Here is an 11,830-nt window from a genome sequence, read left to right on the forward strand (position 1 = left end):
GAACCAAGCAGGACTACCAATGGCAGATGATTGGAAAGCGTCGGATCGCCCGGCGGATGAAAAAAGCTGGAAGCTCATCGAAAAGGCGATGCTGGCCAGCGTGCATGAGCAAAGAAGGGCACGTCGTTGGGGAATCTTTTTTAAATTCCTAACGTTTACTTATCTTTTTATCATGCTGGCGCTCTTTGTTCCTTTTTCCGGGCTCAAGGGAGAAGCCTCGCGTGAGGGTTCCCATACGGCGCTTATTGAGGTGAAGGGAACCATTGCGGCTGATGAGAAGGCGAGTGCCGACAATATTGTTGGAGCACTGCGCGATGCCTTTAAAGACGAAGGTACCAAAGCCGTTATCCTTCGTATCAATAGCCCAGGAGGCAGTCCTGTGCAGTCAGGTTATGTCTATGACGAGATCAAGCGTCTGCGTGGATTGCATCCTGACATCAAGCTTTATGCCGTGATTTCTGATCTGGGAGCTTCGGGCGCCTATTACATCGCCAGTGCTGCCGATGCCATCTATGCTGACAAGGCCAGTCTTGTGGGCTCAATCGGCGTAACGGCAGCATCCTTTGGCTTTGTCGGAACCATGGATAAGCTAGGCGTTGAGCGTCGCGTTTACACATCCGGTGAGCACAAGGCCTTTTTGGACCCCTTCCAGCCTGCTAAAGAAGAGGAGACCCGCTTCTGGCAACAGGTGCTCGATACTACACATCAGCAGTTTATCGATAGCGTGAAAAAGGGGCGTGGTGATCGCTTGAAGGTCGAGGGTCATCCTGAGTTGTTTTCCGGGCTCGTATGGTCTGGAGAGCAAGCGCTTGGGCTGGGGCTAATCGATGGCCTGGGCAGTGCTAGCTTTGTGGCTCGGGAGGTGGTTGGTGAAGAAAAGATTGTGGATTACACCGTTCAGGAGAGCCCATTCGACCGCTTTGCCAAGCGCCTGGGGACCAGTGTGGCGGAGCGCCTGGCATTGCTGGTGGGGTGGCAGGGACCTGTGTTGCGATAAGTTGAGAGGCTGATGCTAGGGTACTACCACGCCCTCATTGAGTAGGAGATCGGTCAGCCGAATAAGCGGCAGGCCGATCAAGCTGGTCACGTCCTCTCCTTCGGTAGAGCGAAAAAGGGTAATTCCCAGCCCCTCGACTTTAAAGCTTCCAGCGCAGTCATAGGGTTGTTCAATATTGAGGTAACGCTCGATTTGATCGCTTTCCAGCGTACGGAAATGAACGGTAAACGGTACGCAATCCAGCTGGCAGGTTCCGGTTTGAGTATTGAGCAGCGCGAGCCCGGTCATGAACGTCACGCTTTTTCCGCTGGCATTCGACAGTTGCTTATGGGCGCGCTCGTATGTCAGAGACTTGCCAAGTATCTGGCCGTCAAGCGAGGCGGTTTGATCGGAGCCAATAATAAGATGGTTGGGGTAATTAGGCGCCAGCGCGCGGGCCTTGGCTTCAGTCAGTCGCATAGCCAAATGACGAGCGCTTTCGCCTGGATGAGAGCTTTCGTCTATATTAGGTGAAGCGTATGTAAAGTTTAGTTTCAGGCGAGCCAGCAGTTCGCGTCGATAGGGTGAGCTTGAAGCGAGCAGTAACGGAAGCATTATAATGAGTCTCTGTGAACGCAGAATCGTCGGTCTAACCGACCAAAAGTCAGCAAAGGATACTATCCTTTGCCTAATTTCCTTTGACAGGCCTGAGGTCGTCTCTATAATGGCGCGCTTATGTTGAATGGGCCACTTCCACCTCACGTAGATCCACGCAAACTGGCTGATCGCGGTGTCACGCTTCGGGGTGAACTGCCGGTATCTAGTTTGCCACGTCTTTGCGAGCAGCTGTCGAGCACTGAGGGAACGGTGAAGGCCGTCCTCGAGTTCTTCCGTGATGAGCAAAGGCTTGTCGTCATTCATGGCGCACTGGATACTGAAGTGCAAATGGTATGTCAGCGATGCCTGGAGCCGGGCGCGTTTCCTGTACACGGCGAGTACGATTACGCAGTGCTATGGGAAGGGCAGTCGGCGGATGCGTTGCCAAAAGGTTATGACGCACTGGAAGTCGGTGAAGAGCCTTTGGATCTGATTGGTTTGATTGAGGATGAGCTTTTGCTTGCCTTGCCAATCATTCCAACTCATGAGCCCGGCATCTGCCATCATCCAGCAGGATTCGAAGCGCCTGAAGCGCCCGAAGAAAGCGCGGACGAGGAAAAGCGAGCCAACCCGTTCAGCGTACTGGCGCAGTTGAAGCGTGACCCAAACGTTTAGGAGTTAATGAGTTATGGCTGTTCAGCAGAACAAAAAATCCCGTTCCGCCCGTGATATGCGTCGCTCCCACGATGCGCTCGAGCCGAATGCATTGTCTGTAGAAAAGAGCACTGGTGAAGTTCACCTGCGTCACCATGTGTCTCCGGACGGTTTTTACCGTGGTCGTAAAGTGATCGACAAGGGTTCCGACGAGTAATCCTTGTCGTCACCTGTCATCGCTATCGATGCAATGGGCGGGGACTTCGGTCCCCGCTGCATTGTGCCTGCCTGTATTTCCTTCCTCGCTAGTCATCCTGCCGTTACGTTGATCCTTGTTGGTGATCCTGATGTCATCCAAGGCCATGTCGATCAGTTCTCATTTGATGATTCTCGTCTGCGTATCCATGTAGCCACTCAGGCCGTTGATATGGCGGAAAAGCCTTCTTATGCCCTTCGTAACAAGCCTGACTCTTCCATGAAGGTTGCGCTGGGGCTGGTTGCTAGTGGCGAGGCTGACGCATGCGTTAGTGCAGGTAATACTGGCGCCCTGATGGCCTTTGCTCGACAGACGCTGGATACGCTTCCTTGGATAGAGAGGCCGGCCATCTATACCCATCTGCCTGTGATGGGTCGTCAATGTGTATTGGTGGATCTTGGCGCTAATCTCGACTGTTCCGCTCTCAATCTTTACCAGTTTGCATGCCTGGGGGCCGCTGCTGCTAAAGCAACAGGGATACATGAACCTCGAGTCGCTCTTTTGAATGTAGGTGTTGAGCCGACCAAAGGTAATAGTGTCGTCCAGCAAGCATCAATCCTGCTGGAGAAGTGCAGGCGCCTTAACTATGTCGGCTTCATCGAGGCGAACGCAGTGTTCCGGTCTGAAGCGGATGTGGTGGTGTGTGACGGATTTGTTGGCAATGTCCTGCTTAAAGGAAGCGAGGGGCTTATTTCCATGCTTTTCAAGCAGTTGGAAGGGGCGCCTGTTTTTCTAAGGCTCCTGGCTGCTCCCCTGTTATATCGTCTGCGAAAAGAGATGATGCCTGCCCGCTATAACGGTGCCGGTTTTCTCGGGTTGCGTGGACTGGTTATTAAAAGTCATGGCAGTGCTGATGAGTTCGGCTTTCAGCGTGCGATAGAGCAAGCGGTGCAGGCAGTAGAGCTTCGCCTGGATACCTTGATAAAGGCGAATTTTCTGGACCTTTATGAGGATTCAGTGCCTAAGTGTGACTGACCTCGGTTGCCTGACATCAAACCAAGAACCTGCTGCGGCATGCTGTTAGGCTGTGGCTTTTGATGAGACTAAAAAGAGATCGACTATGTCTGCTTCTTTCGCTTTCGTATTTCCAGGCCAAGGCTCACAGTCCTTGGGTATGCTGGCCGATATTGGAGCTCAACATTCGCAGATACGCGATACGTTTGCTGAGGCTTCTGATGCGCTTGGCTACGATATCTGGTCACTGGTTCAGCAAGGTCCGGAAGAGCAGTTGAATCAAACGGACAAGACTCAGCCCGCCATTCTGACGGCGTCCATTGCCTTGTGGCGACTGTGGGAGGCAAGGGGAGGCGTACGTCCTTCTTATGTGGCAGGTCATAGTCTTGGCGAATATTCCGCTCTGGTTGCTGCAAGTGCTCTGGCCTTTACTGACGCTGTAAGGCTCGTTGAGCGCCGTGGACAGCTGATGCAGGAGGCTGTGCCAGCGGGCGAGGGCGCAATGGCCGCTATCCTGGGGCTAGAAGATGCAGATATCGTTAACGCCTGTGCTGAAGCGGCCCAGGGTGATGTTGTGAGCGCAGTGAATTATAATGCGCCTGGGCAGGTGGTCATTGCAGGTAACGCAGCTGCAGTGATGCGAGCTGTCGAGCTATGCAAGGCGCGTGGCGCAAAACGTGCGGTTCCGCTTCCGGTAAGTGTGCCCTCCCATTGTGAGTTGATGCGTCCGGCAGCGGAGCGCTTTGCCGAGGCTGTTAACGCGATCCAATGGCAGCAGCCCTCCATTCCGGTCGTTCAGAATGTAAACGCCGGAGTCAGTGCAGATCTTACAGCGCTGAAGCAGAACCTGCTGGCGCAATTGTACAGTCCGGTGCGCTGGGTTGAGTCCGTTCAACTGCTTGCGGACAAAGGGGTTATTCAACTGGTAGAGTGCGGGCCCGGAAAAGTCCTGGCAGGTTTGAACAAGCGGTGTGTCAAAGGTATAGAGACCTATAGTCTTGACGCGCCTGATGCTTTTGTTGCTACCCAAGCAGCATTGGCTTGATTTAAGGAGAAAACATGAGCCTCCAAGGTAAAGTCGCATTGGTAACCGGTGCAACACGTGGCATCGGACAGGCCATTGCTCTTGAGCTCGGACGCCTCGGGGCTACCGTGATCGGTACGGCTACCAGCGAAAGCGGTGCCTTCCGTATCAGCGAAAGCCTGAAGGCCAATAGTATAGAGGGCACCGGACTGGTGCTGAACGTTGCAGACAACGCTTCGGTGACGGCGGCGTTGGAACAGATTCAGCAGCAATATGGTGCGCCTGCTATTCTGGTCAATAATGCTGGCATCACGCGAGATAATCTGATGCTGCGCATGAAAGACGACGAGTGGTTCGATGTAATCGATACCAACCTGAACAGCCTGTTCCGTTTGTCGAAAGCCGTATTGCGTGGGATGACCAAAGCTCGTTGGGGGCGCATCATCAGCATAGGCTCTGTTGTCGGGGCTATGGGTAATGTTGGCCAGGCCAATTATGCTGCCGCCAAGGCCGGTCTTGAGGGGTTTACTCGGGCGTTGGCTCGTGAAGTAGGTTCCAGAGCGATCACGGTAAATGCCGTGGCTCCAGGGTTTATTGATACTGATATGACGCGTGAGCTGCCAGACGCTCAGCGTGAAGCGCTTCTGACTCAAATTCCACTGGGTCGATTAGGGCAAGCTGAAGAAATTGCAAAAGTTGTCGCCTTTTTAGCAACGGACAGTGCTGCGTACGTTACAGGTGCTACTGTTCCAGTTAACGGCGGAATGTATATGAGTTAAGCGATTTTTGACGGGTTGAACGACTTTTTGTGAATTTTCAAGACTAGCAAAAAGTCAGTTCAGAGGTCAGGATGTCGCGTCAGCTTGAAATATTGAAAACCCTTTCTATACACTTACGCGCAGTCCGGCTGCACGGATTATTCCATAGGAGTGAAAACACGGTATGAGCACCATCGAAGAACGCGTTAAGAAGATCGTCGCTGAACAACTCGGCGTGAAAGAAGAGGAAGTAACCAACAGCGCTTCCTTCGTCGAGGATCTGGGCGCCGACTCCCTTGACACCGTTGAGCTGGTGATGGCTCTGGAAGAGGAATTCGAAACTGAAATCCCGGACGAACAAGCCGAAAAGATCACCACTGTTCAGGAAGCTATCGACTACATCGTTGCTCACCAGCAATAAGTCGGTTCTTCTGTAGAACACGAAAGCCGCACGCCTGTCCAGGCGTGCGGCTTTTCTATATAACGGTCATCAATGTAATAACTTTAGATGATCGAACAAACGAGCTATGAGGAAATCGTTGTGTCACGTAGACGCGTCGTGATCACGGGCATGGGCATGGTATCGCCGCTGGGCGGGGACGTGCAAAGCAGCTGGGAAGGCATTCTTGCTGGTCGCAGCGGTATTGCCCCGATTGAACACATGGACGTTTCTGCCTTTGCTACCCGCTTTGGGGGATCAGTCAAAGGATTCAACGTAGAAGATTATCTCTCTGCGAAAGAAGCTCGGAAACTCGACCTCTTTATTCAATATGGCCTGGCGGCTAGCTTCCAGGCTATGCGTGATTCTGGACTTGAAGTGACAGATGCCAATCGGGATCGAATTGGTGTCGCCATGGGGTCTGGTATTGGTGGTCTCTCCAATATCGAGAACAACTGCAAGGCCTTGTTTGATCAAGGTCCCCGCCGTATTTCGCCATTTTTTGTCCCTGGCTCGATCATTAACATGGTCTCCGGCTTCCTTTCCATCCACTTGGGATTGAAGGGGCCTAATTATGCAATCGCTACAGCATGTACAACCTCCACGCATTGTGTAGGTATGGCTGCACGTAACATTGCCTATGGTGATGCTGATGTCATGGTGGCTGGCGGTGCCGAAATGGCTACCTGCGGGCTAGGGTTGGGTGGTTTTGGTGCTGCACGGGCACTTTCTACCCGAAATGAAGAGCCTACTAAGGCCAGCAGACCTTGGGATCGTCAGCGAGACGGCTTTGTGCTGTCTGATGGCGCGGGTGCATTGATTCTGGAAGAGCTAGAGCATGCTCAAGCGCGTGGCGCCCATATTTATGCTGAGCTTATTGGGTTTGGCATGAGCGCTGATGCGTTTCATATGACGGCCCCCCCTGAAGATGGCGCTGGCGCAGCACAGTGCATGAGCAATGCACTGAAAGATGCGCGAATCGATCCATCCCAGGTCGATTACATCAATGCGCACGGTACGTCCACGCCTGCTGGTGATATGGCAGAGGCTTCTGCGGTCAAGCGGATCTTTGGTGAGCATGCCTACAAATTGTCGGTGAGCTCTACCAAGTCAATGACTGGGCATCTGTTAGGGGCTGCCGGGGCTGTTGAAGCCATTTTCAGCATCCTGGCCATTCGTGACCAACTGGCGCCACCTACCATCAACCTGGATGATCCGGATGATGGCTGTGATCTGGACTTTGTGCCGCATAAGCCAAAGGCAATGCCTATCGAGATCAGCCTGTCCAACTCCTTCGGCTTCGGTGGTACTAATGGTAGTTTGATCTTCCGTCGCTTTTCTGAGTGATGAAAGACTGGGTTAATGGTCAGCCGGATGAGGCTGGCCTTTCCTTCCGGGATCGTGGTTTGGCATATGGCCATGGGCTTTTCGAAACGATAGGCGTCCATAACGGCCAACCACGATTCCTTGATGATCACCTGATGCGGCTGCTTGAGGGATGTCGTCGTCTGGCAATTCCCTTGGAGCTTGATGCAGTCAGGCTTGAAATTCTTGAGTATGCTGCGTTGCTACGCAACGGTGTAGCCAAGCTGATCATTACGGCCGGCCTCGGTGAACGGGGTTATGCGGCTCCGTCGAATCCACTTCCGCAACGTCTTCTGCTGGCCTCTCCTGTGCCTCGCTATCCATCTGAGAATGCTGAGCAGGGGATCCGCCTGTTTCCCTGCCAGACACGTCTGGCTTGCCAACCGCTATTGGCTGGACTCAAGCACCTGAACCGTCTTGAGCAGGTATTGGCGCGGGGAGAGTGGCAGGGAGCAAACTATGCTGAAGGCCTCATGTGTGATGCATTTGGGCATGTTGTAGAAGGCGTTTTCAGTAACCTTTTTATCGTGTCCAGGAACACATTGATAACGCCTGCGCTTGATAGCTGTGGTGTCGCTGGCGTGATGCGCTCCTATCTTCTTCGCTGCGCGGATGGGCTTGGCGTCATGACCGAAATCAGGCCGGTGACGTTGAGTGAGTTCATGGCCGCTGATGAGGTATTTATGTGCAACAGTCAATATGGTGTTTGGCCAGTATGTACGTATGCTGAGCATGAATGGCCAATAGGCCCGTTGACACGTCAACTTCAACAGATTGCCTCGAAGGCTCTGGATTCGTAATGCGAAAATTATTGGTTCTGCTCGAGGGCGGCTTGCTTTTGATAGGGCTGGCGCTAGCCGGAATGGGCTGGTTGCAACACAAGGCACTCGAGCAGCCTGTGGCGGTTGGCCAGGAACAGCTTGTCGAAATACCCAAGGGCGCTACGCCGGGCGGTATGCTCCGGCATCTTGAGGAGGAGAAGTTACTGAGCGGTTCCTTCTGGTTGCGTTTGTATTGGCGTTTCAATCTTTCCGGACAGGCTCTGCACAGCGGTGAGTACCGAGTAACGCCAGGGATGAGTGTTCGTGAATTACTTGCCCTCTGGCAAAAAGGCGAGGTGGTCCAATACAACGTTACGCTCGTTGAAGGCTGGAACTTCCATCAGGTTCGGGATGCCTTGGCTCGTCAGGAAAAGCTGGAGCAAACATTGGCTGGACTGAGTGACGAAGACGCCATGGTACGTTTAGGCAAGCCTGGTATGCATCCCGAGGGACGTTTCTTTCCCGACACCTATCGTTATGTAAAAGGAATGCGCGACGTCGAAATTCTGAAGCAGGCCAGTCAACGTTTGGAGCAGGTTCTTGCCGAGGAGTGGGAAGCGCGCGCCCCGGATGTGCCCTATCAGGAGCCGTATCAGGCTCTGATCATGGCCTCTTTAGTGGAGAAGGAAACCGGGGTTCCGCAAGAGCGACCTCAGATAGCAGGCGTTTTTGTACGCCGGCTGGCATTGAACATGCTCCTGCAGACAGATCCTACGGTTATCTACGGGCTGGGTGACAACTACAAGGGCAAGTTGACCCGAGAATATCTCCGCCAACCTACGCCTTATAATACCTACGTGAACCCTGGTTTACCTCCTACGCCTATCTCCATGGTAGGGCGGGAAGCGATTCATGCTGCGCTGCATCCTGAGCCAGGTAAAAGTCTTTACTTCGTAGCGCGCGGAGACGGAACGCATGTGTTCTCCGATGATATCGATGCCCATAACCGCGCTGTTCGTGAGTATCAACTTAAACGCCGAGCCGATTACCGTTCGAGTCCGGCACCTATTACCAAGGAGTCTGAGTGAGCGGGTTGTTTATTACGCTGGAGGGGCCGGAAGGGGCAGGTAAAAGCACTAACCGTGATTATCTGGCAAGGCAATTACAATCGCATGGCCTTGAAGTGGTGTTGACACGTGAGCCTGGTGGAACTCCATTGGCCGAGCGCATCCGCGGACTTTTGCTCGACCCCTGCGATGAGGGCATGCATGCGGATACTGAGCTGCTGCTTGTGTTTGCTGCACGTGCACAGCATTTAAACACTGTAATTAAGCCTGCCCTTGATCGTGGTGCGGTTGTCCTGTGTGATCGATTCACTGATGCGACCTACGCGTATCAGGGCGGGGGGCGTGGGCTTTCGGAAGCACGCATTGCCACCTTGGAGCACTTTGTTCAGTCAGGCCTGCAGCCTGATCTTACCTTGGTGTTCGATTTACCTATCGAAATAGGACTTGAAAGAGCAGCCAAACGAGGTCGCCTCGACCGGTTTGAGCGGGAACAACACAGCTTTTTCGAGGCCGTAAGGCAGACTTATCTCTCCCGTGCCGCGGCTAGTACCGACCGCTATCGGGTGATTGACGCAGCCCAGTCGCTTGCCGATGTACAACAACAACTTGATCAGCTTGTGCCTGAGTTGTTGGAGCGCGCCCGTGGTTGAGCGGTACCCGTGGCAATCGGAACTATGGGAGCGGCTGACTCATCGTGAGCGGCATGCCCATGCTTATCTATTTCATGGGCCAGCGGGTATTGGCAAGCGGGCGCTGGCCGAGCGGCTTGTAGGGCGTTTGCTTTGCCAGAACGTAGCAGCAGGGGAGGCATGCGGCCAGTGTAAGGCTTGTCTTTTGTTAAGGGCTGGAACGCATCCTGACTATTTTCTTGTAGAGCCGGAAGAGGTGGAAAAGCCTATCCGCGTTGATCAAATCAGGAGCCTGGTTGACTTCGTTGCCCAAACCGCACAGTTGGGCGGCCGCAAGGTCATTCTGCTGGAACCAGCTGAGGCGATGAACCTCAATGCCTCAAATGCTTTACTGAAAAGCCTGGAAGAACCTTCCGGTGACACGGTCCTGGTGTTGATCAGCCATCAGCCGAGTCGACTATTGCCTACCATCAAAAGTCGTTGTGTGCAGCAGGCCTGCCCCGTACCTCGTCCAGAAGAAAGCCTGGCTTGGCTAGCGCAGGCCTTGCCCGATCTCTCCTCGGAAGATCTCAATGATGTGCTGACGCTGGCTGGTGGTTCGCCTTTAACGGCTGCTCGTTTGCATGCGATGGGCGTTCAGGCTTACCGGTCACATGTTGTAGACGGCTTGAAAAAGCTCTTGAAGCGGCAGATCGCGCCAAGTCCATTAGCCGAAAGCTGGAACAGCATTCCGTTACTGCTGTTGATGGATTGGTTCTGTGAGTGGGCATTGTTGATCCTGCGCTATCAAATGACTCGGGATCAAGAAGCGACCGGCTTGGCCGATATGAGCAAGGTAATCCAGTATCTGGGTGACAAGGCCGATTCTACTCAGGTCATAAATCTGCAGAACTGGCTGCTCGAGCAACGGCAGAAAGTAATGGGTAAGGCTAATCTGAATCGCGTGCTGCTACTTGAAGCGCTGTTGATACGGTGGGCAAGCCTACCGCAGCAGGGCTAGAATTCACTTAATAATGGTTGAGTGCTGTCGTATGAGTTTGCCTCCGAATCTGGGTCCTCGAAACGGAATTCTATCCCTTACGATCAAGGACAAATCAGTACTGTATGCCGCCTATATGCCTTTCATCCGTAATGGTGGCCTGTTTATTCCAACAAACAAGTCATACAAGCTAGGGGATGAAGTATTCATGCTGCTCAACCTGATGGATGAGCCTGAAAAAATCCCTGTTGCCGGAAAGGTCGTCTGGATAACGCCCCGGGGCGCACAGGGAAATCGTGCTGCTGGGGTTGGCGTTCAATTCAATGACGGCGATAACACGGCTCGAAACAAGATCGAGACCTATTTGGCGGGTACGCTCAAGTCGGACCGCCCTACGCATACCATGTAATTCTTTCTTTCGTGCAAGCATGGCCTTGCTGAAAGCGCACGTTTTTACCAGGAAAACCCATGAAACTGATCGACTCCCATTGTCATCTAGATCGCCTTGATCTAACGGCTCATAATGGATCGCTGGACGCGGCGCTTGAGGCGGCAAGGGAGAGAGGCGTAGGGCACTTTCTATGCATTGGTGTAAGCGCCGAAAATGCTGCCGATGTGAAGACTGTTGCCGAGCGTTACCCGGACGTGCATTGCTCTGTTGGAATTCATCCATTGGATGTTTCTGCTGAAAAGGAGCCTGCGCTGGAGTGGCTGTTGCGCGAGCTGGATCATCCTCGTGTGGTCGCCATCGGAGAAACCGGGCTGGACTATCATTACGAGCCTGAAAGCGCTGAGCTGCAGAAGCAGTCCTTTCGGTTGCATCTTGAGGCGGGGCGGATTACCGGTAAACCTGTTATTGTGCATACCCGTGAAGCCAGAGCTGACACGTTGGCCTTGCTCAGAGAGGCTGATCTGACTGCGGCAGGAGTATTGCACTGTTTTACCGAGGACTGGGAAATGGCCAAGGCTGCCCTGGACCTGGGTTTTTATATCTCTCTTTCAGGAATCGTGACGTTCCGAAATGCCGAGGCATTGCGTGAAGTGGCTCGTCAGGTGCCAGCCGATCGGCTTCTTGTGGAAACCGATTCGCCTTATCTGGCGCCTATTCCTTATCGTGGCAAACCGAACCTCCCTCAATATGTGCGTGAAGTGGCTGAGTTTTTAGCTTCGGTTCGTGGTGTCGAGCTGGAAGCACTGGCCGAGCAAACTACAGAAAATTTCTACCGGCTCTTTCCTCTGGCAAAAGCTGTATAAAACCAATAGTCAAAAAAAACCCGGTTTTTGCTAACCGGGCCAAGACCATTAGGAGTTTAACGGGATGCACCAATAGCGATGTATCCCACCGATAACGCCTCGGGGGAGTGGCGCTGC

At 53.3% G+C, this 11,830-nt stretch carries 15 protein-coding genes; 14 read left to right on the forward strand and 1 reads right to left on the reverse strand.

Going from position 1 to position 11,830, the window contains the following annotated elements:
• Positions 1–19 precede the first annotated feature (19 nt).
• Positions 20–997 carry a S49 family peptidase gene (locus JQR90_RS07020; protein ID WP_010797726.1) on the forward strand — a complete coding sequence of 326 codons (978 nt, stop codon included), beginning with the start codon at positions 20–22 and terminating at the stop codon, positions 995–997.
• 15 nt (positions 998–1,012) lie between these two features.
• Here JQR90_RS07020 and JQR90_RS07025 read toward each other — a convergent pair whose 3' ends face one another.
• Entirely contained in the window at positions 1,013–1,591 is a 579-nt protein-coding gene (locus JQR90_RS07025) for a Maf family protein (RefSeq protein ID WP_434140667.1), read from the reverse strand.
• Between the two features lie 120 nt (positions 1,592–1,711).
• On the opposite strand from JQR90_RS07025, the gene JQR90_RS07030 reads away from it, so the two are divergent.
• The 13 genes from JQR90_RS07030 to JQR90_RS07090 all read left to right on the forward strand — a co-directional run bounded on the left by JQR90_RS07030 (position 1,712) and on the right by JQR90_RS07090 (position 11,713).
• Positions 1,712–2,248 carry a YceD family protein gene (locus tag JQR90_RS07030; RefSeq protein WP_010797728.1) on the forward strand — a complete coding sequence of 179 codons (537 nt, stop codon included), beginning with the start codon at positions 1,712–1,714 and terminating at the stop codon, positions 2,246–2,248.
• Positions 2,249–2,261: 13 nt separating this feature from the next.
• On the forward strand, positions 2,262–2,444 hold the full coding sequence (gene rpmF, locus JQR90_RS07035) for a 50S ribosomal protein L32 (protein WP_010797729.1): 183 nt from the start codon (positions 2,262–2,264) through the stop codon (positions 2,442–2,444).
• 3 nt (positions 2,445–2,447) lie between these two features.
• A complete protein-coding gene (plsX, locus tag JQR90_RS07040; RefSeq protein ID WP_010797730.1) occupies positions 2,448–3,458 on the forward strand; it encodes a phosphate acyltransferase PlsX in 1,011 nt (336 codons plus the stop codon).
• A gap of 85 nt (positions 3,459–3,543) precedes the next feature.
• Complete coding sequence (fabD, locus tag JQR90_RS07045) at positions 3,544–4,482, forward strand: ACP S-malonyltransferase (protein WP_010797731.1); 939 nt, start codon at positions 3,544–3,546, stop codon at positions 4,480–4,482.
• A 14-nt stretch (positions 4,483–4,496) separates the two neighbouring features.
• Positions 4,497–5,240, forward strand: coding sequence for a 3-oxoacyl-ACP reductase FabG (gene fabG / locus JQR90_RS07050; RefSeq protein WP_010797732.1), 744 nt, complete (start codon positions 4,497–4,499; stop codon positions 5,238–5,240).
• A gap of 163 nt (positions 5,241–5,403) precedes the next feature.
• Entirely contained in the window at positions 5,404–5,640 is a 237-nt protein-coding gene (gene acpP, locus JQR90_RS07055; RefSeq protein WP_007160597.1) for an acyl carrier protein, read from the forward strand.
• Between the two features lie 120 nt (positions 5,641–5,760).
• Complete coding sequence (gene fabF / locus JQR90_RS07060; RefSeq protein ID WP_074827562.1) at positions 5,761–7,005, forward strand: beta-ketoacyl-ACP synthase II; 1,245 nt, start codon at positions 5,761–5,763, stop codon at positions 7,003–7,005.
• Positions 7,005–7,823, forward strand: coding sequence for an aminodeoxychorismate lyase (gene pabC / locus JQR90_RS07065; protein ID WP_010797734.1), 819 nt, complete (start codon positions 7,005–7,007; stop codon positions 7,821–7,823). The genes fabF and pabC overlap by 1 nt, the downstream gene beginning before the upstream one ends.
• Positions 7,823–8,872: an endolytic transglycosylase MltG gene (gene mltG / locus JQR90_RS07070; RefSeq protein WP_010797735.1), complete on the forward strand. Its 1,050-nt coding sequence runs from the start codon at positions 7,823–7,825 to the stop codon at positions 8,870–8,872. Before pabC ends, mltG begins: the two co-directional genes overlap by 1 nt.
• Positions 8,869–9,501: a dTMP kinase gene (tmk, locus tag JQR90_RS07075; RefSeq protein WP_010797736.1), complete on the forward strand. Its 633-nt coding sequence runs from the start codon at positions 8,869–8,871 to the stop codon at positions 9,499–9,501. The genes mltG and tmk overlap by 4 nt, the downstream gene beginning before the upstream one ends.
• Positions 9,494–10,480, forward strand: a complete 987-nt coding sequence (locus tag JQR90_RS07080) for a DNA polymerase III subunit delta' (RefSeq protein WP_010797737.1) — start codon at positions 9,494–9,496, stop codon at positions 10,478–10,480. Before tmk ends, JQR90_RS07080 begins: the two co-directional genes overlap by 8 nt.
• A gap of 31 nt (positions 10,481–10,511) precedes the next feature.
• Entirely contained in the window at positions 10,512–10,868 is a 357-nt protein-coding gene (locus JQR90_RS07085; RefSeq protein WP_010797738.1) for a PilZ domain-containing protein, read from the forward strand.
• Between the two features lie 59 nt (positions 10,869–10,927).
• Entirely contained in the window at positions 10,928–11,713 is a 786-nt protein-coding gene (locus tag JQR90_RS07090; protein ID WP_010797739.1) for a TatD family hydrolase, read from the forward strand.
• The last annotated feature ends 117 nt before the right edge of the window (positions 11,714–11,830 follow it).

The sequence above is a fragment of the Pseudomonas sp. JZ114 genome, assembly GCF_051027705.1.
In the GTDB taxonomy this organism is placed as follows: domain Bacteria; phylum Pseudomonadota; class Gammaproteobacteria; order Pseudomonadales; family Pseudomonadaceae; genus Chryseomonas; species Chryseomonas luteola.